28 protein-coding genes are annotated in these 26,004 nt (G+C 69.0%); 8 read left to right on the plus strand and 20 right to left on the minus strand.

Annotated elements, in window-relative coordinates:
* Positions 1-57: 57 nt before the first annotated feature.
* Both ACLBX9_RS22510 and ACLBX9_RS22515 read left to right on the plus strand, forming a co-directional pair.
* Positions 58-708, plus strand: a complete 651-nt coding sequence (locus ACLBX9_RS22510) for a CatB-related O-acetyltransferase (protein WP_447720634.1) — start codon at positions 58-60, stop codon at positions 706-708.
* Positions 705-956 (plus strand): DUF3297 family protein, encoded by a 252-nt coding sequence (locus ACLBX9_RS22515; protein WP_010682037.1) that lies wholly within the window; start codon positions 705-707, stop codon positions 954-956. Before ACLBX9_RS22510 ends, ACLBX9_RS22515 begins: the two co-directional genes overlap by 4 nt.
* Here the strand turns inward: ACLBX9_RS22515 and ACLBX9_RS22520 are convergent.
* From ACLBX9_RS22520 to aspS, 4 genes are read right to left on the minus strand one after another with little or no spacing between them, the layout of a single operon-like run.
* Positions 926-1,261, minus strand: coding sequence for a hypothetical protein (locus ACLBX9_RS22520; RefSeq protein WP_447720489.1), 336 nt, complete (start codon positions 1,259-1,261; stop codon positions 926-928). The genes ACLBX9_RS22515 and ACLBX9_RS22520 overlap by 31 nt on opposite strands.
* Positions 1,258-2,334 carry an acyltransferase family protein gene (locus ACLBX9_RS22525; RefSeq protein WP_447720490.1) on the minus strand — a complete coding sequence of 359 codons (1,077 nt, stop codon included), beginning with the start codon at positions 2,332-2,334 and terminating at the stop codon, positions 1,258-1,260. The genes ACLBX9_RS22520 and ACLBX9_RS22525 overlap by 4 nt, the downstream gene beginning before the upstream one ends.
* On the minus strand, positions 2,334-3,203 hold the full coding sequence (locus tag ACLBX9_RS22530) for a glycosyltransferase family 2 protein (protein ID WP_447720491.1): 870 nt from the start codon (positions 3,201-3,203) through the stop codon (positions 2,334-2,336). Before ACLBX9_RS22530 ends, ACLBX9_RS22525 begins: the two co-directional genes overlap by 1 nt.
* Positions 3,204-3,226: 23 nt before the next feature.
* Complete coding sequence (gene aspS / locus ACLBX9_RS22535; RefSeq protein ID WP_447720492.1) at positions 3,227-5,071, minus strand: aspartate--tRNA ligase; 1,845 nt, start codon at positions 5,069-5,071, stop codon at positions 3,227-3,229.
* Between the two features lie 147 nt (positions 5,072-5,218).
* Between aspS and ACLBX9_RS22540 the strand changes: the two genes are divergently transcribed.
* From ACLBX9_RS22540 to xoxJ, 6 genes are all read left to right on the plus strand, one after another.
* A complete protein-coding gene (locus tag ACLBX9_RS22540) occupies positions 5,219-5,641 on the plus strand; it encodes a hypothetical protein (protein ID WP_447720635.1) in 423 nt (140 codons plus the stop codon).
* A 73-nt stretch (positions 5,642-5,714) separates the two neighbouring features.
* A complete protein-coding gene (rnd, locus tag ACLBX9_RS22545; RefSeq protein ID WP_039892171.1) occupies positions 5,715-6,902 on the plus strand; it encodes a ribonuclease D in 1,188 nt (395 codons plus the stop codon).
* 107 nt (positions 6,903-7,009) lie between these two features.
* A complete protein-coding gene (locus tag ACLBX9_RS22550; protein WP_039892169.1) occupies positions 7,010-7,297 on the plus strand; it encodes a hypothetical protein in 288 nt (95 codons plus the stop codon).
* Positions 7,298-8,115: 818 nt separating this feature from the next.
* Positions 8,116-9,921 carry a lanthanide-dependent methanol dehydrogenase XoxF1 gene (gene xoxF1 / locus ACLBX9_RS22555; RefSeq protein ID WP_010682029.1) on the plus strand — a complete coding sequence of 602 codons (1,806 nt, stop codon included), beginning with the start codon at positions 8,116-8,118 and terminating at the stop codon, positions 9,919-9,921.
* A gap of 134 nt (positions 9,922-10,055) precedes the next feature.
* Positions 10,056-10,667 carry a c-type cytochrome, methanol metabolism-related gene (locus tag ACLBX9_RS22560; protein ID WP_010682028.1) on the plus strand — a complete coding sequence of 204 codons (612 nt, stop codon included), beginning with the start codon at positions 10,056-10,058 and terminating at the stop codon, positions 10,665-10,667.
* Positions 10,667-11,512: a rare earth element methanol dehydrogenase accessory protein XoxJ gene (xoxJ, locus tag ACLBX9_RS22565; RefSeq protein WP_191991817.1), complete on the plus strand. Its 846-nt coding sequence runs from the start codon at positions 10,667-10,669 to the stop codon at positions 11,510-11,512. Before ACLBX9_RS22560 ends, xoxJ begins: the two co-directional genes overlap by 1 nt.
* Positions 11,513-11,602: 90 nt before the next feature.
* Here the strand turns inward: xoxJ and folK are convergent, their stop codons facing one another.
* The 16 genes from folK to ACLBX9_RS22645 form a co-directional block, all read right to left on the minus strand.
* Positions 11,603-12,073, minus strand: coding sequence for a 2-amino-4-hydroxy-6-hydroxymethyldihydropteridine diphosphokinase (gene folK, locus ACLBX9_RS22570; RefSeq protein WP_447720493.1), 471 nt, complete (start codon positions 12,071-12,073; stop codon positions 11,603-11,605).
* On the minus strand, positions 12,070-12,447 hold the full coding sequence (gene folB, locus ACLBX9_RS22575) for a dihydroneopterin aldolase (protein WP_447720494.1): 378 nt from the start codon (positions 12,445-12,447) through the stop codon (positions 12,070-12,072). Before folB ends, folK begins: the two co-directional genes overlap by 4 nt.
* Positions 12,448-12,449: 2 nt before the next feature.
* Entirely contained in the window at positions 12,450-13,286 is an 837-nt protein-coding gene (gene folP, locus ACLBX9_RS22580) for a dihydropteroate synthase (protein WP_447720495.1), read from the minus strand.
* An 86-nt stretch (positions 13,287-13,372) separates the two neighbouring features.
* Positions 13,373-13,735: a hypothetical protein gene (locus tag ACLBX9_RS22585; protein ID WP_447720496.1), complete on the minus strand. Its 363-nt coding sequence runs from the start codon at positions 13,733-13,735 to the stop codon at positions 13,373-13,375.
* A complete protein-coding gene (locus ACLBX9_RS22590) occupies positions 13,716-14,423 on the minus strand; it encodes a hypothetical protein (RefSeq protein ID WP_447720497.1) in 708 nt (235 codons plus the stop codon). Before ACLBX9_RS22590 ends, ACLBX9_RS22585 begins: the two co-directional genes overlap by 20 nt.
* Before the next feature lie 11 nt (positions 14,424-14,434).
* Positions 14,435-15,580, minus strand: a complete 1,146-nt coding sequence (gene pqqE / locus ACLBX9_RS22595) for a pyrroloquinoline quinone biosynthesis protein PqqE (protein ID WP_447720498.1) — start codon at positions 15,578-15,580, stop codon at positions 14,435-14,437.
* Entirely contained in the window at positions 15,577-16,662 is a 1,086-nt protein-coding gene (gene pqqC / locus ACLBX9_RS22600; RefSeq protein ID WP_010682020.1) for a pyrroloquinoline-quinone synthase PqqC, read from the minus strand. The genes pqqE and pqqC overlap by 4 nt, the downstream gene beginning before the upstream one ends.
* Before the next feature lie 361 nt (positions 16,663-17,023).
* Positions 17,024-17,923 (minus strand): pyrroloquinoline quinone biosynthesis protein PqqB, encoded by a 900-nt coding sequence (gene pqqB, locus ACLBX9_RS22605; protein ID WP_447720499.1) that lies wholly within the window; start codon positions 17,921-17,923, stop codon positions 17,024-17,026.
* 31 nt (positions 17,924-17,954) lie between these two features.
* Positions 17,955-18,044, minus strand: a complete 90-nt coding sequence (gene pqqA / locus ACLBX9_RS22610) for a pyrroloquinoline quinone precursor peptide PqqA (RefSeq protein ID WP_007564431.1) — start codon at positions 18,042-18,044, stop codon at positions 17,955-17,957.
* Positions 18,045-18,266: 222 nt separating this feature from the next.
* On the minus strand, positions 18,267-18,971 hold the full coding sequence (locus ACLBX9_RS22615) for a response regulator transcription factor (protein WP_010682017.1): 705 nt from the start codon (positions 18,969-18,971) through the stop codon (positions 18,267-18,269).
* Complete coding sequence (locus ACLBX9_RS22620) at positions 18,968-20,602, minus strand: ATP-binding protein (RefSeq protein WP_447720500.1); 1,635 nt, start codon at positions 20,600-20,602, stop codon at positions 18,968-18,970. The genes ACLBX9_RS22615 and ACLBX9_RS22620 overlap by 4 nt, the downstream gene beginning before the upstream one ends.
* 64 nt (positions 20,603-20,666) lie before the next feature.
* Positions 20,667-20,873, minus strand: a complete 207-nt coding sequence (locus ACLBX9_RS22625) for a hypothetical protein (RefSeq protein ID WP_010682015.1) — start codon at positions 20,871-20,873, stop codon at positions 20,667-20,669.
* 84 nt (positions 20,874-20,957) lie between these two features.
* Positions 20,958-21,752, minus strand: coding sequence for a formylmethanofuran dehydrogenase subunit C (locus ACLBX9_RS22630; protein WP_447720501.1), 795 nt, complete (start codon positions 21,750-21,752; stop codon positions 20,958-20,960).
* A 3-nt stretch (positions 21,753-21,755) separates the two neighbouring features.
* Positions 21,756-22,703 (minus strand): formylmethanofuran--tetrahydromethanopterin N-formyltransferase, encoded by a 948-nt coding sequence (fhcD, locus tag ACLBX9_RS22635; protein WP_010682013.1) that lies wholly within the window; start codon positions 22,701-22,703, stop codon positions 21,756-21,758.
* Positions 22,704-22,730: 27 nt separating this feature from the next.
* Positions 22,731-24,377 carry a formylmethanofuran dehydrogenase subunit A gene (locus ACLBX9_RS22640; RefSeq protein WP_447720502.1) on the minus strand — a complete coding sequence of 549 codons (1,647 nt, stop codon included), beginning with the start codon at positions 24,375-24,377 and terminating at the stop codon, positions 22,731-22,733.
* Positions 24,371-25,438: a formyltransferase gene (locus ACLBX9_RS22645; protein ID WP_447720503.1), complete on the minus strand. Its 1,068-nt coding sequence runs from the start codon at positions 25,436-25,438 to the stop codon at positions 24,371-24,373. Before ACLBX9_RS22645 ends, ACLBX9_RS22640 begins: the two co-directional genes overlap by 7 nt.
* Positions 25,439-26,004: the final 566 nt, after the last annotated feature.

Genomic DNA, 26,004 nt, shown 5'->3' on the forward strand with positions numbered 1-26,004 from the left:
GCTTTCCCGAGGACGACGCGATCGCGCAGCGCACGGGCTCCCGTCGTGACCGGTCTGTTGCACCGGCTACGCAGGGGGCGCAACCCGCACAACGAGACCCGAATCCACCTCGCCAAACTGGCGAGGACCTACGGCTTCTCCATAGGCGCTTATTCGTATGGGCGTCCAAAAATCCGCTTTCCCGAGAGCGGACGGCGGCTGACGATCGGCCGCTATTGTTCCATTGCCGACAAGGTCGAGATCCTGCTCGGCGGCGACCACCGGCTCGATTGGCCGTCGACCTACCCGTTCGCGGCGATGCGAGGGCTGTTTCCGGACGCTCGAGCCCCGGAGAATTACCATGCGTCCCGGGGCGACGTGGTGATCGGGCACGATGTCTGGCTCGGCTCGGGCTGCATGGTCCTGTCGGGCGTCACGGTTGGGCACGGCGCCGTGGTGGCGGCCCGGGCCGTGGTAAGCCGCGACGTGCCGGCCTACGCAGTGGTGGCGGGCAATCCCGCACGGGTGGTGCGCCGCCGGTTCGACGAGGCCACGGTGGCGGCGCTGACAGCGGCGGCGTGGTGGGATCTCCCGCACGCGACGGTGACACGGCTGGTGCCGCTGCTGCAGAGCGGGCAGGTCGAAGCCCTGCTCGCGGCGTTGCGCGGGAACGCGGATTCCCGTACCGGCGAGGCCCAGCTCGAAGCCGCTCCGAGATCCGGACTATGACCGACACGCCTCCCGACCGCCTCGCCGCCAACCCGAACAGTCCCTTCTACGACGAGAAGGCGTTGGAGCGCGGCGTCGGCGTGCGGTTCAAGGGCGTCGAGAAGACCAACGTCGAGGAGTATTGCGTGAGCGAGGGCTGGGTGCGGCTCTCGGCCGGCAAGACCCTCGACCGGGCCGGCAATCCGATGACGGTGAAGCTGAAGGGTGCCGTGGAGCCCTACTTCCGCGATCCGACGCCGGAGGCCTGATCGGCCTTCCGGGCGAGTGATGCCCGGAAGTTGCGGACCGCGTCCGACACCATACGTTCGACCTGCTCCCGTGAGCGCGGGTCGTCGATGACGAGGCTCGTCAGGATGTCGGCGCGCCTGGAACGCTGATTGGCGGTACGGGCGTGATTCGACACGCGCAGGTGCCATGAGCAACTGACGGGCCTGAGATAGAGACTATCACCGCGCTCATTGCGCGCGGTCACCACAAAACCTTCCTGCTCAAGCAGGCGCGCCGCCAAATCAAGCGCCGCCAGCGGCAGGATCGGTCTCCCGGATCCGCTCATGGCCCAGCCGGCTCGATGGTACCGAGGGTGCGTCGCCCCAAGATCCGCGATTTCAGCGATAGGGCGGGCCGCTCGATCCCGAACCACGACAGGGCGGCCACCGGCAGCGTCATGGCGAGGGCCGGCACGAGAAGAGCGAGCCCCGACGGCTCCGGCCACAGGGCGTGCAGGCTCTGCTGGATCGGCCAGCCATAGAGATAGATCCCGTAGGACAGGTCGGCGGAGGGATCGAAAAGGCCGCGCGCCATGGGTCCCAGGGCGAGCCAGACGACACCGTAGGCCTCCGCCAGGAACAGTAGCGCGGGATAGGCCGGCGTCCGGGCGAGCACGAAGGTCCCGAAGACCAGACAGGCGAGGGCGGCCGTCGAGATCCGAAGGCGCTCGCGCCACAGGTACAGCGCGGCTCCGGCCGAGAAGATCAGCGGCAATCGCAGGGCGGTCTCGGTGCCCTTGGGCAGCTCGGCCCCGCGCCACCCGCCGACGGCAACCAGGGCGATGGCGAGGCCGATGACGATCACGAGCGCGGCCCCCCGCCTCCGAAGCAGGCCGCAAAGGGCGGCGGCCAAGACGCCGAGATAGCACAGGACCTCGTATTTGAGCGTCCACACCGTGCCGAGGGGCGCCCTGTACGGGTTGGCCTCGAAGACACCGGGGAGCGCGGCATTGCTCTTGAAGGTCGTCAGCGTCGCGCGGATGAACGACCAGAGGCCGGGGTCGCGCAGGTACTCGGCCAGGGGCAGCCGGGTGAGCGCCGCCCCGAGCCCGAGCGACACCATCAGCGTCGCCGCAACCAGCCCCGGCAGGATCCGCAGGGTCCGGGCGATCGCGTAGTCGCGGATCCCGCGCCGGTCGCAGCTCATGGTGACCAGGAAGCCCGAGACGGCGAAGAAGCCATTCACCGCGTGCTCGCCGAGGGTGTAGCCGGTGAGCCGAGCCAGCGGCTCATCGCCGGCAGCGCCCGTCGCCACGCTGAAGGCATGCGATACGACGACCGCGAGCGCGAGGAAGAGGCGCAGACCGGTGAAGCCGTTGCGCGGCCCCTCCAGAACGGTCGCGATGGTCGAGGCCGCCACTAGCGCAGGCCCTCCCGCGCGAGTGCGTCCTGGCCACGCAGGAAGGCGAGGGCGCCGGCCGCGGAGCCACCGTAGCGCTCCAGTCCCGACCGTCGCAGGGCGAGGGCCGAGAGGAGCACCTTCGGCAGGTTACGCGCGAGGCCGGCAGGGCTCGGATCGGGCAGGCCGTACTTCCGGCTGACATAGGCCCGCGACCAAGCCTGATGCCAGCGCGAGCGGAACACCCGCCCCGGCTCCGGCGCGGATGAGCGACCACGGCCATGCAGCGCCTCGGCGCCATGGACGTGGACGAGCGCCCGGCCGGCATCGGCGACGCGTCGGCACAGGTCGTCGTCCTCGTAGAACAGGAAGATGTTCTCGTCGAAGCCGCCGAGCTCCAGGAATAGGGCGCGCGGTATCATCAGGCAGGCGCCGGAGAGGAACGGCGCACAGGCATCGCCCTGCGGCAGGGCCGGGCGGCCGCCCGGATTGGTCAGATAAGGTGCCAGCAGGGAGCGTGCCTGAAAAAAGAATCGCCCGTCGGGCTCGACAAGCCGGGGCGCATAGAGACCGGCCTCCGGCCATGCGCGGGCGGCATCCAGCAAAGCGTCGACGGCACCCGGACGCAGGACGATGTCGGGATTCACGATGAGGACGCGCTCCGCCGTCGCGGCGGCCCGGACGCCCCTGTTGTTGGCGCGGCCATAGCCCTCGTTGCGGGCGTTGCGGATCACCTGGGCTCCGGCGGCCTCCGCGACCGACGCGGAGGCGTCCCGGCTGGCATTATCCACCACGATCGCCGGGACGTGCTGGCCGGCCAACGCCGCGAGGCAGGACGGCAGCACGTCCGCGCTGTCATGCGCGACCACGATCGCGACGAGGCTCGCCACGGCGCGGCGAACCCGTCAGCGAGTCAGGCCTTCTTCTCGGGCAGGTTGAGCCGGATGTGCAGCTCGCGCAGCTGCTTGGGCGTCGCCTCGGAGGGCGCGCCCATCATCAGGTCCTCGGCGCGCTGGTTCATCGGGAACAGCACCACCTCGCGGATGTTTGGCTCGTTGCACAGGAGCATGACGATGCGGTCGACGCCCGGCGCAATGCCGCCGTGCGGCGGAGCGCCCATGCGGAGTGCGTTCAGCATGCCGCCGAACTTCTGCTCCAGCACCTCGTGGCCGTAGCCCGCGATGGCGAACGCCTTCTCCATGACGTCCGGACGATGGTTCCGGATCGCCCCGGAGGACAGCTCCACGCCGTTGCAGACGATGTCGTACTGGAAGGCCTTGATGTTGAGGATCTTCTTCGTGTTGGCGCCGGTCTCGTCCTCGGATGCCAGCGCATCGAGATCGAGGTTCAAGAACTCGTCGCGGTCAATGTTGGGCATGGAGAACGGGTTGTGGGAGAAGTCGATCCGCTTCTCCTCCTCGCTCCACTCATACATCGGGAAGTCGGTGATCCAGCAGAAGGCGTACTGGTCCTTGTCGCACAAGCCCAGTTCGTCGCCGATGCGGATGCGCGCCTTGCCGGCGAGGCCGGCGGCCTTGCCCTCCGGGCCGGCGGAGAAGAACACTGCATCGCCGGATTTGGCGCTCGCCCGCTCGGCGATCAGAGCCTGGACCTCGGCCGGGATGAACTTGGCGATCGGCCCCTTGCCGGAGAGCTGACCGTTCTCCTCCTCGAAGACGATATATCCGAGACCGGGCGCGCCCTCGGAGCGGGCCCAGTCGTTCAGCCTGTCGAAGAACGAGCGCGACTGCGCGGCCGCCCCGGTCGCCGGGATCGCGCGGACCACGCCGCCGCCGGCGATCACACCCTTGAACGCCTTGAACGCGACGTCGTCGCGGGCGAACAAGTCGGTCACGTCCGCGATGATCAGCGGGTTGCGCAAATCCGGCTTGTCGACGCCGTATTTCAGCATCGAATCCGCGTAGGTGATCCGCGGAAATTCCCCGGTGACGCGCTTACCCTCGGCGAACTCTTCGAACACGCCGCGCAGGACCGGCTCGACCGCCTGGAACACGTCCTCCTGGGTGACGAAGCTCATCTCGATATCGAGCTGGTAGAACTCGCCCGGCGAGCGGTCGGCGCGGGCGTCCTCGTCGCGGAAGCAGGGCGCGATCTGAAAGTACCGGTCGAAGCCCGCGATCATCGTCAGCTGCTTGAACTGCTGCGGCGCCTGCGGCAGCGCGTAGAACTTGCCGGGATGGACTCGCGACGGCACGAGGTAGTCGCGCGCGCCCTCCGGGCTCGACGCGGTCAGGATCGGGGTCTGGAACTCGAAGAAGCCGCCCTCGCGCATCCGGCGGCGGAGCGAGTCGATGATCGCGCCGCGCTTCATGATGTTGGCGTGGAGCTTCTCCCGGCGCAGGTCGAGGAAGCGGTACCGCAGCCGTGTCTCCTCCGGATATTCCAGGTCGCCGAAGACCGGCAGCGGCAGCTCGCCCGCGGGACCGAGCACCTCCAGGTCGTCGATGTAGACCTCGACCGCGCCGGTCGACAGCTCGGCGTTCTCGGTCCCGGACGGGCGCGTCCGGACCCGTCCGTCGATCCGCACGACCCATTCCGAGCGCACGGTCTCTGCCGCCTTGAAGGCCGGGGAGTCGGAATCGACCACGCACTGCGTGAGTCCGTAATGGTCCCGCAGGTCGACGAAGAGCACGCCGCCATGATCGCGGATGCGGTGGCACCAGCCGGAGAGGCGGACACTCTGTCCGACGTCGGACGGGCGGAGCGCCCCGCAGGTGTGGGAACGGTAACGGTGCATGACGGGCTTCTTCCGAGGGAAGGCCGGCACCATTCACGCGAGGCCCCCCAAGTCAAGCGCAGGACCGGCACGATGGCTGCGAAACGGGCCGCGCGCCGCGCGTTCGGCCAGCCGGCCGGACTACCGGATCGGCCGCCCGATCCCCATATGATCTCCATGAGTCACAACGCTTTTTCCCATCCGGCGGCCGCCCCTGATCCGCCGATCGCAGCGGCTCCAAGCGCGTGGCGGACCCTGCCGCTCGACGGCCATTTCGACCTCGTCTACGAGGATGCCACCGGCGCGTGGAGCAATCGGTCCCTCGATGCGCGCGAGTTGAAGCTCGGTCCCGGGCGGATGCTGCTCGGCGGCATCGATGCCCGCCGCGGCGGCTATCGCGGCTTCCGGGTCGATCGGATCCGGCGGCTCATCGACGGCGCGACGGGCGAGCGCATCGAGACCGGCATCCTTGACCGGCTGCTGGCGCGTGCGGAGGCGCAACGCCGCGCCGATGCCGTGCGGATCCGGGGCCAGGCCCGGGCACGGCGCAGGGCGAGCCTCGCCGCCGCGGCCAGGGCATTTTCCGCCTAGGGAATGCGGGGAAATATGGGGACCTTCGCGCCTGTCCCTCCCCATGATGGCGGCGGTTGCGTATAGCCGGGACATGGACCTGATCACCTCAACTGACACGCTGCGTGAAACCTGCGCGCGTCTGGCCGCGCAGCCCTTCGTGACCGTGGACACGGAGTTCATGCGCGAGACGACGTATTATCCGAAGCTCTGCCTGATCCAGATGGCGGCTCCGGACGGCACCGCCGTGCTGGTCGATCCGCTCGCGCCGGGGATCGATCTGCAGCCCTTCATCGACTTGATGGCCGACGAGCGCACCGTGAAGGTGTTCCACTCCGCGCGCCAGGATCTCGAGATCATCTGGTTGATGGGCGGCGTGCTGCCGCACCCGTTCTTCGACACCCAGGTCGCCGCGATGGTGTGCGGCTACGGCGACTCGGTCTCGTACGAGCAGCTCGTCAACGATGTCGCCAAGGCCAAGATCGACAAGTCCTCGCGCTTCACCGACTGGTCGCGGCGGCCGCTTTCGGAGGCCCAGCTTACCTACGCCCTGTCAGACGTGACCCACCTCGTGAAGGTCTACGAGGTTCTCGTGGCCGAGTTGCTGCGCACGGATCGCGGCGCTTGGCTCGACGAGGAGATGGCGGTGCTGACCTCGCCGGACACCTATCGGGCCGAGCCCGCGCAGGCCTGGCGCAGGCTGTCGGGCCGGATGCGCAAGCCGCGCGAGATCGCCGTGCTGATGGAGGTGGCGGCCTGGCGCGAGGGCGAGGCGCAGGCGCGCAACGTTCCCCGCGGGCGCGTCCTCAAGGACGAGGCGGTGATCGACGTGGCCTCGGCCGCACCGCGCAACGCCGAGGCGCTGGCGCGGCTACGCACCATCCCGGCCGGGTTCGAGCGCTCACGCACGGGCGCCGAGATCCTGTCGGCCGTCGAGCGCGGTCTGTCGCGCGACACCAGCGAGATCCGCATGCCGGAGCGGATCCGCCGGAGCGGCGGCAACGGCGCGATCGTGGAGCTCCTCAAGGTGCTGCTGAAGGCCGTCTGCGAGGCCGAGGGCGTGGCTCCGAAGATCATCGCCACCGTAGACGACCTCGAATCCCTCGCGGACGACGATGCCGCCGAGGTGCCGGCTCTCCAAGGCTGGCGTCGGGTGCTGTTCGGCGAGAAGGCCCTGGCCCTCAAGCAGGGTCGGCTGGCGCTCTCGGTCGTGGCCGGCCGCATCGTCGTGCGGGAGCTCGACGCAATGCCGGCTGACGCAGAGCCCCTCGGGAATGGCTGACAACGGGTCGTCGGTCCCCGCCCAACCTGAGCTGTGCGCGTGACACGTCGGCGGGTCGGGATTAAATGGCAACAGGGTTGCCGATTAATCCCCTCCGCGTCGTGCGTATGTTCGAGCCGAACGAAGTCTTAAAGACGTTGACCGGCCGTGGGCTGGTTTCGGCGGAGGGTTGCGGCTCCGTGCGGGTTCGTTACCGCGTGGTCATCGAGCGACGGGAAGGCGGCGTCGTCGCCTTCGGCAATCTCTACGGCAGTCACGCCAATCTGCGGCCCATCTGGCTTGAGCCTGACGCCCAGCTCCGGCTCGCGAACGGCCGCCGCCTGACGATATCCCTGACCGATCTCGTGGGCGACGTGGCCGAGTTCGAGGGAACGGGGCCGGTCGGCCCGCTCTAGGCGGACGTCGATAGCCTGATTTCGCCGCGCATGGCGACTCAGAGCCTCGCGCTGCGATGTGCGGCCGCAGGGCGACGCGGGGCCCACATCGCGCGGCCCTGCGAAAACCGGTCTGCTGCACATCTACGATGAGGGGATCGATCAGTCCCGGGGGAGGGGTCCTCCGGCCCGGCCGTCGCGCGTCTTCCAGCGTCCAGTGACCCGGGATGATTCGGCAATCTTCTCGCGCGAACCCGCCGAAGCATTCTTGGATCCCGATCAACGACGAGTGCGGCGACTGGGCGCACGGCCACCGCGTCGGCGGTTCCGTCGCCGGGGAGGCCCCTGGACGCCTTCGCACCGCAAAGATTCCTCCGCGCCGACGCCGAAGCGATACGGTCCGGCTCCCGCCACGCGCGCATATGGCGCCGTAGCAAAGCTTCGCCCCCTGCAAGACCTGCATAGGAAGGCGTCACATCGGCGTGAGGACAATCCCGAACGAAGCCGAACTAATTGTGCGTCGCAGCATTTTCTTCCGCGGCACAATGACAGGGACTAGGCTTGTGTCACCCTAAACGAAGCTTTCACCGCGGGGGTTATCGCGCGGAAGAGCGAGTTGACGGCGCTCAAAAATCTCTTAGAGTTCGTTCAAGCCTCGGTTTCGAGGGAGCCGCCCCAGGGATGGCGGTTCCTGGCTAGGGGATCGGTAGATCTCCTCGAAGTCCACTATGCCCGCTACCGAGGCGTCCATCCCTGTCGCAAACAGTCAGGTCGGAGTCCGAGCGACGCCCTTCTCTAAGCGCGCCGCAACGACCCTTAAAGACTTGTCGGAGGAACCCATGAGAGCAGTGCATCTCCTTGCGCTCGGCGCGGGTGTTGCGGCCGTCGCCGCGCCGGCGCTGGCCAACGAAAGCGTCATGAAGGGCATCGCCAATCCGGCGGAGCAGGTCCTTCAGACGGTAGACTACGCCAATACGCGTTATTCCAAGCTCGATCAGATCAACGCCAAGAACGTCAAGGATCTCCAGGTTGCCTGGACGTTCTCGACCGGCGTTCTGCGCGGCCACGAGGGCTCGCCGCTCGTCATCGGCAACATGATGTACGTGCACACGCCGTTCCCGAACATCGTGTACGCCCTCGACCTCGACCACGAGGCGAAGATCGTCTGGAAGTACGAGCCCAAGCAGGATCCGTCCGTGATCCCGGTCATGTGCTGTGACACGGTCAACCGTGGTCTGGCCTACGCCGACGGCGCCATCCTCCTGCACCAGGCCGACACCACCCTCGTGTCGCTCGACGCCAAGACCGGCAAGGTCAACTGGTCGGTCGTGAACGGCGACCCGAAGAAGGGCGAGACCAATACCGCCACGGTTCTGCCCGTGAAGGACAAGGTCATCGTCGGCATCTCGGGCGGCGAGTTCGGCGTGCAGTGCCACGTCACCGCCTACGACCTGAAGACCGGCAAGAAGGTGTGGCGCGGCTACTCCGAGGGTCCGGACGACCAGATGCTGGTCGACCCGGAGAAGACCACCTCGCTCGGCAAGCCTGTCGGCAAGGACTCCTCGCTGAAGACCTGGGAAGGCGATCAGTGGAAGACCGGCGGCGGCTGCACCTGGGGCTGGTTCTCGTACGATCCCAAGCTCGACCTGATGTATTACGGCTCGGGCAACCCCTCGACCTGGAACCCCAAGCAGCGTCCGGGCGACAACAAGTGGTCGATGACCATCTGGGCGCGTAACCCGGATACCGGCGTCGCCAAGTGGGTCTACCAGATGACCCCCCACGACGAGTGGGACTACGACGGCATCAACGAGATGATCCTCACGGATCAGAAGGTTGACGGCAAGGAGCAGCCGCTCCTGACCCACTTCGACCGTAACGGCTTCGGCTACACGCTGAACCGCGCGGACGGCAACCTGCTGGTGGCCGAGAAGTACGACCCGGCCGTCAACTGGGCGACCAAGGTCGACATGGACAAGGGCTCGAAGAACTACGGCCGTCCGCTGGTCGTGTCGAAGTACTCGACCGAGCAGAACGGTGAGGACACCAACTCCAAGGGCATCTGCCCGGCGGCCCTCGGGTCGAAGGATCAGCAGCCTGCGGCCTTCTCGCCGAAGACCAACCTGTTCTACGTGCCCACCAACCACGTCTGCATGGACTACGAGCCGTTCCGGGTGACCTACACCCCGGGCCAGCCCTACGTCGGTGCGACCCTCTCGATGTACCCGGCCCCGAACTCGCACGGCGGCATGGGCAACTTCATCGCGTGGGATGGCGTCAACGGCAAGATCAAGTGGTCCAACCCCGAGCAGTTCTCGGTGTGGTCCGGTGCTCTGGCCACCGCCGGCGACGTGGTGTTCTACGGCACGCTTGAGGGCTACCTGAAGGCGGTCGACGACAAGACCGGCAAGGAGCTCTACAAGTTCAAGACCCCGTCGGGCATCATCGGCAACGTGATGACCTACCAGCACAAGGGCAAGCAGTACGTCGGCGTCCTCTCGGGCGTGGGCGGCTGGGCCGGCATCGGCCTCGCGGCCGGCCTGACCGACCCGAATGCCGGCCTCGGCGCGGTGGGCGGCTACGCGGCCCTGACCCAGTACACCAACCTCGGTGGTCAGCTGACGGTCTTCGCTCTGCCGAACTAATCGGCCGCAGGGTGCAAGTGTAAAATCGGTGCCGGCGCGGGTTCCCGCGCCGGCATCCTTGTGATTAGACTCATGCGCAAGAGGCTGCGGCTCGAAGGGAGACGAAAGGCCTCGCGCCTAGGGAGACACATGCTTTGTTCAACCTCAGCACGATCGTAACGCGGCCGGTTATCGCCGCCCTCGCCCTAGCCACCGTGTCCGCGGTGGCCGTACATGCTGAGGATGCCAAGCCTGCCGACCCCGCCCTCGCCAACTCGCTCAACGCCAACGACAAGACGGCCGAGCAGGACGAGAAGCTCCTCAAGAAGGATGCCGCCGTTAAGGTCGAGGACGGCAAGTACCTGGATGCCGAAGGCCATCCGACCTTCCGCGTGACGCAGGACGGCAAGAAGCTCGATTGGTATACGTATTCCGGATACCGCCGATACCACGCCGAGTGCCACGTCTGCCACGGACCGGACGGCATGGGCTCGACCTACGCGCCGGCGCTGAAGGACTCGCTGAAGCACCTCTCCTACGAGGAGTTCATCGGCATCCTGGTCGGCGGCAAGCAGGACGTGAACGCCTCCGAGCAGAAGGTCATGCCGGCCTTCGGCGACAACAAGAACGTCATGTGCTATTCGGACGATCTCTACGTCTACTTGAAGGCGCGTGCCGCCGGGGCGATCGGGCGTATCCGTCCCTCGGAGCACGAGGACAAGCCCGAAGGCGCCCGGAAGTCCGAGAAGGAGTGCATGGGCGGTTGATGTCGTCCCCTGCCCGGATCCTTGCACTCTGCGCCCTGTCGTTGACGGTGGCGCAGGGCGCTCACGCCCAGCATCTGCCGGATACGGTCACCACCGACGTGCTGCGCGTCTGCGGGGACCCGGGCAACATGCCGTTCTCCGAACGCAAGGAGGACGGCTTCGAGAACAAGATCGCGGCGATCATCGCCGATGAGCTGAAGATCAAGGTCCGCTATTACTGGCTGACCCAGGGGCCCGGCTTCGTGCGCAACACGCTCGGGACCGGCCTCTGCGACCTCATCATGGGTCAGGCCTTCGGCAGCGACCTCGTCCAGACGACCAACCCGTATTATCGCTCCGCCTACACGCTGGTCACCCGCGCGGGCGAGTTCGACGGCGTCTCCGCCCTCGACGACCCGCGCCTGAAGGGCAAGAGCATCGGGGTGATCGCCGGCACGCCGCCGGTCAACCGGATGGGCGAGCTCGGCCTCGTCTCCAGCATGAAGGCCTACGCGCCATACCAGCTCGATCCGGCCCGCAAGCACCAGACGGTGGCGGCCGAGATCGTCGCGGCTCTGGCCTCCAAGGAGATCGACGCCGCCGTGCTCTGGGGCCCGGCAGCCGGGTGGCTCGCCAAGCAGTCGGGAACGGCCATGCGCGTCGTGCCGCTGCTCAAGGAGCCGGAGCGGCCGCCGATGGCCTACCGGATCGCCATGGGCGTCAGGATCGGCGAGAACGACTGGAAGCGCTCGCTGAATACCGTGCTGCGCAAGCGCAAGGCCGACATCGATAAGGTTCTTCGCGACTACGACGTGCCGCTCCTCGACGAGGAGGAGAACAGGCTGGCCGAACCCGGCGAACGGTGAGCGGCCGTTTGTCCGACCCGCCACCTCATACTGAGGTGATGTGTGGAGGGACCGTGACGGGCCTCGGCGGTACGCGTGCGGCCCCCGATTTCAGACCCGCTCAATCCCCGTGCGATCGAGCTTTACCAGGGCCTCCGCCGCACGCTCGCCCCCGATGACGAGATCCGGCGCGATCTCGACCAGGGGCACCAGCACGAAGGCCCGCTCGCGCACGTAGCGGTGCGGCAGCACGAGACGCGCGTCGTCCACGGCGGCGCCCTCGTAGGACAGGACGTCGATATCGATCACCCGCGGCCCCCAGCGCTCCTCGCGCACGCGGCCGAGTTCCTGCTCCACGCGCAGGCACGCATCGAGCAGGCCGTGCGGGTCCAGATCGGTCTCGACCGCGACGGCGCCATTGAGGAACCAGGGCTGATCGGTCCTGCCCCAGGGCGGCGTGCGATAATCGGCCGAACGCGCCACCACCCTGATGCCCGGTGTCGCGTTGAGACCGGCGACCGCCCGGTCGAGCATCGCGGCCATGTCGCCGACATTGCTGCCGATTCCGAGATAGGCCCTCATGGATGGCTTTCGCGGCGGCGCGTGATCTCCACGCTGACACTCTCCAGGATGGCGGGAACGGGGGCGCTCGGCTTGTCGATCCGCACGGTGATCGCCTCAACCGGCGGGAAGCCCGTCAGGATCGAGGTCGCGATCGCTTCCGCCAGCGCCTCGATCAGGTTGAAGCGGCGCTCCGTGGCGATCTCGACCGCAACCTGCGTGAGGTCTGCGTAGCTCACCGTACCGCCGACGTCGTCGGAGCGTCCCGCCGGACGGAGATCGAGAGCGGCTTCCAGCGTGATGTAGAAGCGCTGGCCGAGCACCGCCTCCTCGGGCAGCAGGCCGTGGCGGCCGAACACCGCGATGCGGGTCACGCGGATCACGTCGCCGGCCATGCTCAGCGGCCCTCCGGCCGCATGACGGCATCGACCACGCGCATGGCATCGACGTGGGCCGCCACGTCGTGCACCCGCACGATGTCGGCGCCCAGCGTCGCGGCGACCGCATGCGCCGCCAGCGAGCCGTGGAGGCGGTCGGCCGGGCGGGTCTCGCGATCGTGCAAGCGTCCCAGCAGCGACTTGCGGGAGACACCGACCAGAACCGGAAAACCGAGGGCTCGAATCTCAGGCAGCCGCCTCAAGGCTTCCAAGTGCTGTGTCCAGGTCTTGCCGAAGCCGACTCCCGGATCGAGCACGATCTCGGAATCTTGGATTCCAGCCCGATGGGCGATGGCAAGCGACCGCTCGAAGAAGGCGAGCATGTCGGCGACGATGTCGAGGTCGGGCTCGATCGTCTCGCGGTTGTGCATGATGATGACCGGTGCGCCATGCGCCGCCGCCACGGTGGCGATGTCGGGCTCGCGCTGAAGCCCCCAGACGTCGTTCACGATCCGAGCGCCGGCTTCCAGCGCCACCCGCGCCGTGGACGCCTTGTAGGTGTCGATGGAGATCGGCACCGCCAGCCGGGGTGCCACGGCCCGGATCACCGGCAGGACCCGTGCCTGCTCCTCCTCGGCCGGGACCGGCGTATGGCCGGGCCTCGTGGACTCGCCGCCGATGTCGAGGATCGCCGCGCCTTCGGACACCAGCCGCTCGGCCTGGGAGACGGCCTCGGCCTCTCCGGCGAACAGGCCTCCGTCCGAGAAGGAATCGGGCGTGACGTTGAGGATGCCCATGACCAGCGTGCGCCCACCGAGATCGGGCAGGAGGTCGGACAGGCCGGGGGAGGGGGTCACGGAGCGGGTCCCGTTCACGAGCGCGGTTCGGGAGCCGGTCTGCGCGAATCGCGCGGCCGGCGCAACGCCGGCCGCGCAATCCACACTCAGCCGCGATAGCAGCGGATCTCGGCCTCGGCCTGGGCGCGCCGCAGATCGGCGACCTTGTCGTCGAAGATCTTGGTCGACTTGAACTCGTTGGCGCGGTTGCCGATTCCCTGACGCATCGACAGCACCGTGCTCGCCTGCACGTACTTGTCGTAGGGCAGGATCGCGGCGAGCTGGTCGAGCGAGCAGGAGCACTTCTGCAGGCTCTCGCGCGTCTGGCCGTTGGCCGCCATGCAGCCGAACACGTAATCGACCCGCGCGTCGGTCGGGTAGTCGTTCTCCTCGGCCGCCCTGCCCGCCAGCCCCGAAACCGTCAGGGCGAGGGCGGCGAGGGCGGTGCGGCTAGCCAGCCTTCTGGTCATAGTTCAGTTTCTCCTCGAGCAGTTCGCCGCCGTCCTGGCTCTTCGACGACGCCTCGATCGAGACGATCTCGCCGGGGACCGAAGGGGCGGTGACGAAGGTGTAGGTCATGTCGTCCATGCCGCGCATGCGTTGCGTCATCGCGTCGCCCGCGAACGGCTTCGTGACGACGCGCCAGCCGTCGACCTCCCGGCCACCGATGGTCACCTTGGTGGGTGTCACGGTCGCCTTCTCGCGCAGGCCCTTGCGGATCGCGAGCTTCAGGTAGCGCGGGTTGGCTTCCAGCACCTTCGACAGCACCCGAAGGTGGTTCTCCAGGAACAGGGAGACGACCGGATTGCCCGCCATGTCCTCGAACGGACCGGCCGGCACGCGATTCAACCCTGAGAACATCGTGACGGAGATGTCCCGCGCCTCGGGACTCTTCCCGGGCTCCATCTTGAGCGTCACCGTGTCCTCGAGCGGCGCGCCGAACGGCCCCTTGGAGATCCCGGAACGGCGCAGGTAGTCGTAGGTGATGGTCGAACCGGGGTCCGTGTTCTTCATGTGCGGCTGATCGAACAGCAGATCGGCCGCAGAGGGCGGCGCCGCGGCGTTGGCCTGGGTGACGGCGGGTTTCGGCGCGTCCTCGGCGAAGGCCGGCAGCGCGGTCAGCGCCAGCGCGATGGCGGTCGTGGCGAGACCTCTCACGACTTGAACTCTCACGAGTGCACTTCCTCTTTAAGCGGCGACCGGACGTTGCTGCCGATCGTCCGATAGATGTAATCGGGCGGATTCTCGGCCGCCTCCTCGACGGCGAGCGCCCGCACCTTGGCGTGGAGCGGGGAGAGCGAGCACGCCGGATCGGTCGCCGCGGCATCGCCCGCGAGCGCCAGCGCCTGGCATCGGCAGCCCCCCCAATCCTTCTCCCGCCGGTCGCAGGAGCGGCAGGGCTCCTGCATCCAGTCGGTGCCGCGATAGGCGGTGAAGGCCGGGGAGTCGCGCCAGATCTCGCCGAGGGAATGATCGTTGACGTTCCAGAACTCAAGCCCCGGGATCGTCTCGGCGGCATGACAGGGCAGCACCTTGCCCTGAGGGGTCACGTTCATCAGCTTGCGGCCCCAGCCGCCCGCGCAGGCCTTCGGATACTTCGCGTAGTAGTCGGGCACGACGAGGTCGATCACCAGATGGCCTTTCAGGCGCTCGCGGGCCGCCTCGACGATCCGGATCGACTCGTCCACCTGCGCCTTGTCGGGCATCAGCGCGGCGCGGTTGACGTAGGCCCAGCCGTAATACTGGGTGTGCGCCACCTCGAGGCGCTTGGCGCCCATCTTCACCGCAAGGTCGATGAAGCCCGCAACCTCGTGGATGTTGCCGCGGTGGATCACCGAGTTCAGCGTCAGCGGTAGTCCCAGCTCCACGACCTTGGCGGCAAACTCGAATTTCTGCGGCTGCGCGTTCTTCAGGCCGCCGATCTTCTCGGCGTTCTGCGCGTCGACCCCCTGCACCGAGAGCTGCACATGGTCGAGGCCAACGTCGTAGAGGGCCTGGAGCTTGCCCAGCGCCCCGCCGACCCCCGACGTGATCAGGTTGGAGTACAGGCCGAGGTCGGCGCAGGTCTTGGTGATCTCGACGATGTCATTGCGTGCCGTGGGCTCGCCGCCGGACAGGTGGACGTGCAGGACACCGAGGCCGGACGCTTCCTTGAGGACGCGTTGCCACGTCGCCGTGTCGAGCTCGCCCGACCGGCGGTCGAGCTCCAGCGGATTGGAGCAATAGGGGCAGCGCAGAGGGCAGCGATGGGTCAGCTCGGCGAGCAGGCCCACCGGCGCCGGCGCTTCGGGCCGGTTCGTCGTCAGGGCATTCATCGCTCTAGAACTCGCTTCTCGGCGAGCCCGTCGAGCATCGCCAGGATGTCGGTCTCGATGGCCCGGGGATCGGCCGCGTAGGTCTTGCCCAGTTCGTCCGCGATCTCCGCGACGCTGCGGTTGCCGTCCACGAGCTTGAGCACCGCCACGGCGTTGTCGTCGAGGTCGAAGGTGCGCTCAGGCGCGAGCAGGACGTACTTGCCGCGGGTCTCGTCGTTGCGCAGCCGGACGCCGCGGGGCAGGCGCGGCCGGTCTCCGGCCGTCATCTTGCCGGCGGCGGTGCCGCCCTGGACCGGCGCGCGCTCGGCGACGAGGCCTTCGCCCGGCTGCCACGCGTCCGGCGGGATCATGCCGGGCGCCACATAGGCGAAGTACAGGGCGTCGAGCTGCGTCCAGAGGACGTTGCACTTGAACGTCAGCGCCGCCATCGCCCGGCGCTGCAGCTCCGGCGTCGTGGCGTGCTGCTTGACGTAGTCCAGGGCGAAGTCGGCATCGCGCGGCGCCTGGGTCAGACGCTTGTCGAAATAGGCCAGCGTCTCCTTGGTGATGAAGTCGTAGTTCTTGAGCATCCCGGCGACGCGCTCGGAGATGATCGTCGGCGAGAACATCTCGGTCAGTGAGGAGGCGATTGCCTCCAGCAGCGTTTTCTCGGAGACGAAGTGGACGTAGGCCTCGACCGAGAACTTCGTGGCCGACAGGATGCCGCGGGTCGACAGCACATACTCGCGATCGAAGCCGACGCCCTCGGCGAGCTTCAGCCAGCGCTCGATTCCGCCGTCGCCCTCGTGGTCGCCGTCATGATCGACGATGCGCTGCCGCCAGACGCGCCGCAGCGAGGCGTCCGTCATCCGGGCGAGCACCGCGGCGTCTTTCACCGGGATCATCGCCTGGTAGTAGTAGCGGTTCAGCGCCCAGGCGCGGACCTGATCCTTCGACAGCTTGCCGTCGTGCAGGAGCCGGTGGAACGGGTGCAGGTTGTGGTAGCGCCGCGCGCCGATGTCCCGCAGGGCCGCTTCCAGCTCGTCGGGGCTGAGGAGACGCTGGCTGTCGGCGGTGTCGGGTGTCGGGAAGACTGCGTTCATGGCGTATCCGGCGTCCGTTCTTGGGTCGCGTTTCCTGTGGCGCGGTCTCGCCCTCGGCGCCGGGGCGAATTCCTGAACTTAAATATCGATATAGGGTCGGCGGCTGACCAACCCAACCTTTGGTCGCGTCCGGGCTCCCGGTTCGCGGCGCCGATGCCTGCGGCACAGGGCCATCGTCGTCCTGGCCCCATTCCAGACGACGAGCGCGGGTCGCCACATTCGTCGCAACCGAACTCCAACCTAACCCCCTCATCCTGAGGTGCCGGAGCGCAGCGCAAGCCTCGAAGGAGCCCTCCTTCAAGGCAGCTTCGCTGCACCTCAGGATGAGGGCGCGGGCTGGATGCCCCCGTTCGACTGCGTCCTAGAGCGCCAGGCTCAGGCCATCGTGCGCCACCGTCCATCCGGCCGCCTCGACATCCGCCCGCTCCGCCGAGTCTTCGACCAGCACCGGGTTGGTATTGTTGATGTGCACGAACACGCGCCGCCCGATCTCGACGGCCGCCAGCGCGTCGATCGAGCCGTTGTCGCCGCGCATCGGCACATGTCCCATACGCCAGCCGGTCTTTGTCCCGACGCCGGCCCGGATCATGTCGTCATCGTGCAGGACAGTGCCGTCGAACAGCAGCGCGTCCACGCCCGCGATCCGCGCCCGCAACCCGTCCGTGACCCGCGCGCAACCAGGAATATAGGCGAGTCGACGGCCGCCGGCCTCGATCAGGGCGCCGACCGTGGTCTCGGTCTCGGCACCGATCTCCATCCGCTCGTCCTCCAGCCAGAGCGGCACCTTGCCGGGCACCGGGAAGAGCGTGACCGAGAGGCCGGGGAGCGGTTCGAAAGTCTGGTCCATGCCGATCGGCCGGCGGGCGACCACACCCTCTGCCATCACGTCGAACACGCGGTTGGCGTTGACCGAATCGAGGATGCCGGGCGTGCCGTACAGCGTGTAGGCCTGCCCCTCACGCAGCGTCAGAAGTCCTGCGACGTGATCGACGTCGCCGTTCGTCAGGAGAACGGCACGGATCGGCGAGTGGCGCAGGCCCTCGCGCGGGTGCATCTCGCGGTTGTCGAAGAGTTGTTGCCGGATATCCGGCGAGGCGTTGATCAGAAGCCAGTCCGATCCGTCCGCGGAGACCGCGATGCTCGACTGGGTCCGGGGCCGCACCCGGTCCGGCTCGGACCGTGCCAACGCGCAGATGGGGCAGCGGCAATTCCATTGGGGAAGGCCGCCGCCAGCCGCGGAACCGAGGATCACGACGCGCATGTGCGGCTCCCGAGATCCCCGGCCCGAAAACTCAGTTGAAGGTGTCGATCTCGGCCGACTCGTAGCTCGTCACTTCCATGCCGACGCAGATCTCGGACACGACGGGGGCAGCCCACTTCATGGTGTTTCTCCTTGGGATATCTTCACCGAGTGCCAGGCGGATCCTAAGAAGACCCTAAGACACTGATGGCGCTCTCATTTCCGGCGCGACACAGGTATCGACGATTCAGTCGCGCGCTTCAAGCACGAAATTGCCGGATCATCCCAAATTTTTCGTGAGACACCGGCTAAATAACCGGCCACCATCGTGAAACATCGGCATCTAGGACTTAAGTACAGGCCCTCACTGCCGGAAGTCGGGACCGCGCAACTCCAGCATGAATCCCTTGCCGCGGACGGTGGTCAGCGTCGGCCCGCCGAAGCGGACGAAATCGGCCATCTTCGAGCGCAGGTAACCGATGTAGACGTCGACGACGTTGAGCGAGAGGCCGCCCTGGCTGGCCCAGAGGCGGTCGAAGATCTCCGCACGGGAGACCGGCTTCCCGATGCTCTCCATCAGCATGGCGAGCAGGTCGGCCTCGCGAGGGGTCAGTCGGGCGCTGGCCTCGCCGCAGCTCGCCTGGCGGGTTTCGAGGTCGAGCATCAGCTTGCCCGCCGTGAGGCGCGAGCGGGGCGCCTCGGCCTGTTCGCGGCGCATCAGGTGGGTCCGCAGGCGGGCGACCAGCTCGTCGAACTCGAACGGCTTGATGATGTAGTCGTCGGCCCCGAGCGCCAGCCCCTCGGCGCGGTCGCGGATCTCGTCGCGCGCGGACAGGAACAGGATCGCGCCTGGGAAACCGCCCTCGCGCAGGGACCGGCAGACGTCGTGCCCCGACCCGTCCGGCAGGTTGATGTCGAGGAGCACAGCACCGGGCGCGGGATCGTGCGCGGCCTTGAGCGCCTCATCGACGCAGGCCGCCGTGCCGACCTCGAATCCTTCCGCCTCCAGGCCTCGGGCGAGGAGGCCGCGGATGTCGATGTCGTCCTCGACGATCAGGATCCGCGTCATGCAGCCGGTTCCCTCACCTGTGCGTCGCCGGCCGCGTTTCCGGCCGTGCCCATATCCCATGCCGGATCGAGCGCCGGAATGTCCAGGCTGACGCGGGCGCCGCGCCCGTCGGACCCGGCTCCCAGCCGGATCGTGCCGCCGTGCTGCTCGACGATCCAGCGCGCCAGAGCGAGGCCGATGCCGAACCCGGTCTCGTCCGGGCCTGCCCCCTGGCCGCGCCGGAAGCGCTCGAACAGCTCGTCTTCCGAGGTGCCGAAACCCGGCCCGTCATCCGTGATGGTGATCCGCCCGACAGGACCGGGACCGGCGGCCAGGGCAACCTCCACCCGCGTCAGGCCGGCGGCGTGGCGCAGGGCGTTGTCCACGAGACTCTCGACGGTCTGGCGGATCCATTCCCGATCGGCCAGGCACTCGACGTCCCGCGTTCCGGGATCGAGGGTCAGGCCGACCCGGCGCCGCGCCGCCTCGGAGGCCATGTTGTCTACCGCCTCCGACAGGACCAAAGCGAGGCCGAGGGGCCGCTTGTCGAACTCGATCTCTCCGGATTCCGAGCGCGCCACCCGCAGGAGGTCCTCGACGCGCAGCTTGAGGCGCTGTGCGCGCTTCTTGATCGTCGCGAAGACCGGTCCCGGATCGGTGCCGCGGGACGCGCTCCGCAGGGCGAGGTCGCATTCGCCGAGGATCACCGTGAGCGGCGTGCGCAGCTCGTGGCTGACATCCGCGAAGAAGCGCCGCCGCGACTGGTCGACCGCCTCCAGGCGTGCATTGGCGGCGCGCAGGTCGGCGGTGCGCGCCGCCACGGTATCCTCCAGCGCCGCCCGGTCGGCCGCCACCCGCGACTCGCGCCGGGCGAGGCGGGCGGCCATGCGGTTGACGTTCGTCATGAGCAGGCCGAGCTCATCGCGGGTCGCGACGGAGAGGCGCGTGTCGAGGGCGCCGTGGCCGATGGCGCTCGCCGCCCTGCGGACTTCCTCGATCCGCGCCAGGGTTGGCCGCGTGACGCCGCGGTAGAGAATCGCCAGCAGCACCAGGGCCGCCGCCACGGCGGCGGCGGCGGCCACGCGGAGGCGTTCGGACAAGGCGCGGGCTTGGTCCGACCCCAGCGACATGCTGCGCCGCTCGGCCTCGATGAGGAAGGAGAGCGGCTGACCGGTCATGGCGCCGAAGCCGTTGAGCGCGCCCTTGATGGCGTCCTGGCGCCGCTCCGAATCGGTCTGGCGGCTGATCAGGGCGACCTGCCGGTCGAGCACGACGCGGGCGGCCCGCAGCTGCGCCATGGGACGGGTGCGCGCCGCATACTGCATCCGGTCGGCGGGATCGTCGCTCGGCGGGAAGCTCCGGGCGAGCGCCTCGTCCACGGTGTTCAAGGCACGGTCGGCGTTGTTGCGGGCGATCGCCATCGCCTCCGGCTGGCCGTCGGGATTGCCGACGGTCTCGACGGCGGCGAGACCGAATTGCGTCAGTCGGCCCGACAGCTCGGCGAGGAGTTCCAGGCGCCGCTGCGCCTCCAGGGTGCGGTCGACGGTGCGCTCGGCCGCGCCGATCGCGGCCAAGGCGGCGGCGGCAGCCAACATCACCACGATGGCGGTGCCGCCGAGCAGCAGCGCGAAGCGGACCTTCAGCGAGCGCATCGTTCCCGTACCGCTCTCAATGCGGAGCCGAGCATGTCACTGGCCGGCCCGGGAACCAAGGCGCTCACAGATCTTTCGGCAAGCCCTCCTTGGCGGCGCAGCGCCAGCGCTCCACGTGCCACTCGGGATGGGCGGCCTGCCAAGTCGCCAGCGCACTCTGCGAGTTGCGGAGGCACACGAAGGGGCTCGATTTCTCGAACGACATCTCGATCCGGTCCTCGCGGCAGGTCGAGGGCTGGGCGACGAGGCAGATCGACAGCAGCAGCAGCATGGGCGCCTTCCCGGGCTGCCGGCCTCGGACGGGCCGGCTTGGCGCGGAGCATAGGATGCATCCGCGTCCCTTGCCCAGGCGGCGTCAGGCCGCGACCCAGATCTCGCCCTTCGCGATCGTGGCGAGGTCGCCGGAATACCGGCGCAGCGGTCGGTCGAGGAGGGCGGCGTGCTCGGCGCTGAGGCCGCGCAGGGCCTTGGCCAGCAGCCGCAGGAACACGAGATCGTGCGTCCCGGTCTCCACGAAGGTCTCGGCCATCCGGCCGTGGGCGCCGAGGAGAAGCGTCCCTCGCCGCATCCCGAGACCCGGATGGTCGCCCACCGCCAGGGCCGCCAGGGTGCCGGCGATCATCCGCGATCCCGCGAAGGCGCCGGCCCGGCCCGCCACGATGGTCCCGCGCCGCATGCGGTCGCCGAGATGTGCGCCTGCGGAGCCGCGGATGACCAGCGTCGCGCCGTCGAGCCCAGCCTTGGCGGCGTAGACCGCGCCGCCGGCATGGTCGCCGGCGTCGCCCTCTATGGTGATCGTGCCGCCGGTGGCGCCGGAGGCCGCGTAGGGACCGGCATTGCCGGTGACGGTCAGGCTGCCGCCTGCCATGCCGGCACCGAGGCGCTGGCCGACATCGCCGTCGACCCGGATCGCCCCCTCGGACAAAGCGGCGCCGACCCGATCGAGGCGCTCGTGGCCGCCCTCGATGGTCAGGGTATCGGACCCGTCGAGGGACACGGCGAAGCAGTCGCCGAGCCGCACGCCGGTCCGAGTGGTGCCGATTTCGAGGCGCTCGGCCTCGCCTTGCGAGAGGCGGCTCAGGGCGAGCGGGTTGATGTTGAGGAAGTCGAGCCGCTCGGGCGGGGCCGCGCGCAGGGTGAGGGTGCTCACGGCTCAGCCCTCCTTCGTGGCGTCTTGCGGCGCGAGCAGGTCGCGCAGGTGGTAGTGGTGGCGGCCGAGATTGCCGCCGTAATTGCCGGCCGTGACGGCGATCAGCCCGTGCTTGCCGCCGATCTCGGTGGCGGCGTGCAGGCCGGCGCGCATCGAGTCGGACACGCCCTGCGAGGTGAGGGCGTCGATCACGATCTCCAGCACCACGCCGCACTCGGCCGGGAGCGCCGAGCCGGCGCGGCCCTTCAGGGTCGGGCAGTAGGCGTCGTTCGTCGAGGCCATCATGCCCTTGGTCCGGCCGCCGACCTTGGAGCCGGAGCGGACGATGCCGCCCGGGAACGGCAGGATCGCGCCGGGGACCGCCTTGGCGGCCTCGACGGCGATCTCGGCGACCTTCAGCGTCTCGGCGTGATTGCGCCCGAGGAACAGCAGGTTGCCGCCGCCGACCGCGCCGTCGACGGCCCGGACCGAGTCCTCGCAGAGGAACTCGCCGTCCATCACCGGAATGCGCCAGTAGCGCCGGGCCTTGCCGGTGGCGTCGGGCAGGCGCTTGGCCACCGCGAACCCGTCGCCGAAATAGCGGATCGCGCCGCCGAGCTTGATCTTGGTCGGCCCGTCGACGCCCGCGTAGCAGGCGGTGCCCGGACAGGTGAGGATGCACTGGCCGACGCGCTTGATCAGCTGGTCCTTGAGGCCGTTCGGCTCGAAGCCGAACAGCAGGATGCGCACGCCCGGCCGCCCGTCCGGCGTCTCCTCGGGCGACAGCTCGGCGTCGATGCCGGCCTCGGCGCCGCAGCCGATCACCGAGGTGGCGAAGCCGGTCATCGTGGTCGCGGCGATCATCGCCCACTTGGCGGTGTCGTTCGTGACGATGATGGCGGTGCCCGCCACGTCGAACGCCTCCGCGAAGGTGTCGACGACCGGGATGCCGTTGAGGGAGAGGTCAGACATCGTACTTCCCGCGGCTCGGCCCGCTGATCACACCCGGCATGGCACCGCCTCGAAATTCTCCCGGCCCTCGCCGAAGGCCGCGTCGGGGACGGCGAAGCTGTCGAGCCCTTCGCCGAACCGCTCCGTGAGGTAGGTGTCGGCGCGCTTGGCCATGGCCTTGTCGGACTCGACGGTCAGCGACAGCGTGCGGCCGGCGCGCCACTCGACGACCTCGCCGTCCTCGACGATCGGCACGCCGTCCTTCAGGACGAGCTTGGCGGCGGTGAACATCGCGGTGCGGTTCGCGTCGTCGCGGTAGACCGCGACGTCGGCCCGGGCGCCGGCCCGGAGGTGGCCGCGGTCGGCGAGGCCGAGGAGCTTCGCCGGTCCGGACCGGGTCAGCTGCGCGATCTCCGAGAGCGTGTACTCGCGCTCCAGCCCGGGGAGGCTCGAGCGCTCGCCGACCACGCTCGGCAGCGTCGCGATCTCGCGGTCGCGCTCCGATTTGTCCATCAGCAGGTGGATGATGCGCGGGTACTGGGTGAACGGGCCGCCGTTCGGGTGATCGGTGGTCAGGATCGTCCGCTCTGGATCGGTGGAGAGCAGCATGATCTCCAGGCCGATTGCCCATTGCAGCGAGCTGGTCGGCCCCCGGGGCCGGTACAGGAACGGCACCACGCCGCCGCCCTCGGCGTCGCCCGCGTTCAGGACCCACTTCTTCGGCTTGGCGCCCTTCCGGCCGGCGAACTGGCGGAGGATGTCGAGCGACACCGTCACGGTCTGGCCGAACACGACCTGCCCGATATCGAGGGTGGCGTTGGGGTTGTCGGTGATCGCCTGGGCGATGCGCTCCGCCGCCGAGCGGAAACCGCCGGTGCCGGGATTGGCCGGGTCCACGGCGCCGTAGGCGTAGAACTGCGCGTGGGCGAAGTGGATGCGCCGGCCTTCGGCCGCATCGAGCGTCGCCATGAAGCTGTCGTCCGCTCCCGGCAGGCCCAGATTGTTGCAGTGGACGTGCAGCGGGTGCGGGACGCCGATCTCCTCCACGGCGTCGAGGAGCGAGCCCATGATCTGCCGGGTCGAGAGCCCGTAGCAGGGGATCTCGTCGTCCAGCGACAGGCGCAGGGCCCCGTCCTTGAAGGCGGAGGCGCCGCCCGCGTTGATGCACTTGACCCCGAGGCCGCGCGACTGGGCGACCGACAGGGCGACGAGGTCGCGCACGGCGGTACCGCCCTGGCGCTCGCGGAGGAGTTGCAGGAGCTGGTCGTCGTTGCCCATCACCGTGAGGGCGCCGCGGTCGAGCAGCGGGATGTCGGCGAGTTCGAGCTGCGTCCCGAGGGCGTGGGTCGGCGGCATCGCCGGCTCGACGGCCGTGGTGTAGCCCATCCGCGCGTAGGTCGAGCCGATCCAGGCCGCCGCCCCGCCCGCGTGGGCGAACGGATGACCCTCGGGTGCCGCCTCGCTGACGTAGAGGTCGGGCAGGAGCAGACGCGAGGTGATCACATTACCGCCGGCGATGTGCGAGTGCACCTCGACGCCGCCCGCCATCACCACGCAGCCCGCGGCGTCGACCACCGCGTCGGGCTCGCGGCCCGGCGGATCGATCACGCGGCCGTCCTCGATCCAGACGTCACCGACGGAATCGCGGGACGCGGTCGGATCGACGACGCGCCCGCCCCGGATCACGCTCAGCATGCGGACACACTCCTCGTGGCGTGGCCCGCGACGAGGCGGTCCCGCAGGGCGTTCAGAACCGAGGCCGCCGAGGGCAGGTCCGACGGCGCAGAGGCCGGCCAGAAGGTTAGCGCGGCGCGCTGCTCATTCCACAGCACCCCGCCATGGTCGCGACCGGGCTGGCCGACCGCGATCACCACCTCGGCGGCCGGTGCCTCGCCGTCCGCGACCAGCGCGACGGACGGCACGTTCGACAGCCAATCCGGGCGCGCCACCGGTACGGAGGCGAGCCAGAGGACGGCATCCGCTTCGCCGGCGGCGACCTGCCGTGCGGCGTCGAAGCGCCAGGGATCGTGCTCAGGGACGCGGCGGCCGAAGCCGCTGCGCGGGGCCTGCCCGGTGAGCCAGGCCGAGACCGGCACGACCGCGCGGTCCTGCCCGGTGCCGCCGACCGCGAGGGTGAAGCAGCGGGTGGTCTCGCTCAGCTCCATGGCGAGGCCCTGGAGCATCTCGACGCCGTACGCCCCGAGTTCGGCGGGATCGTAGAGCAAGACGCCGTATTGCGCGGCGGCGAGCCGGGCCGCGATCTGCCCGGGGAGGCCATCCCCCGCCAGATGACCGCGGGCGTAGGCCCGCAGCACGCCGACAGCCTCCGGCAGGCCATTCCCGGCCGGCCAAGCCAGCGTGGCAGTCGCGTTCGCGCCGACCGCCAAGAGGGCGCGATCCGATCCGGCGGCGCGCCCGCGCGTGGGCTTGGCGTCGATCAGACGCTTCAGGAGCGGGGCCTGCCAGGCGGCGGCGCCCACCACCAGAACCACATCCGCCCGCCCGACGGCCTCGGCCGGCGTCGTCGTCAGGGCGCCGACCCGACTCAGCGAGCCGAGTTCCGCATAGGTCCCCGCCGAGCCTGCAGTATCGACGGAGGCGCCGATGCGTCCCGCGAGATCGTAGGCCGCGCGGATCGCGGCGACATCGGCGCTCATGCCGGCGATGACCGGCGCGCGCGCCTTGGCGATGAGGGATGCGGCCGCCTCGATGGCGGTGCCCGCGTCCGTCGCGCCACCCTTCACCCAGGCTGCCATGCTCCCTCTCGCAACGTTCTTGCTTGGTTTCGGAGCGGGCGACGGCCGTAAGACCTGACGAAGCGGGCAAGCCCCATGAACCTGGGCCCCCACAGAGTCGGAATGGCACGCCCGCCCGGCAAGTCTCGGGCAGACGGCAAACTCGGCACGCCGTCGCGGGGCCTAGGTTTGCATTCATCCGCCCACCGCGGCAAGGGGGGCGGACGGCGATCCCTGTCGGGAAGTGACGCGCCAGGGATGGTTTGCCGCCGCCGGAGACCCCACCCCGCTCTCAGGCCGCGGTCGCCCGACGCGTGCTGCGCGCGAAGATCGGTCGGGCATCCCGCCGCTTGTCCCCTGTGACGGACCGGCGAAGAGACGCGGGTTTCAATCTGGGGGCGGACCGCGACGGAAGCGCGAAGGCGGTCGCGCGACGGTTCGACGAAACACAGAGGGGCCGGATTGCCTTAACCATGGGCAAGATTCGCCGGCGGCCGCGCCGAACGGATCACCGTTGCCCGGCTCCGGGCCACATGTGACAAGCGCGCCGGGCATGCGCCGGGCTTGCAGGATTCGAGGGAAACGTG

This window comes from Methylobacterium sp. A49B (genome assembly GCF_053346215.1).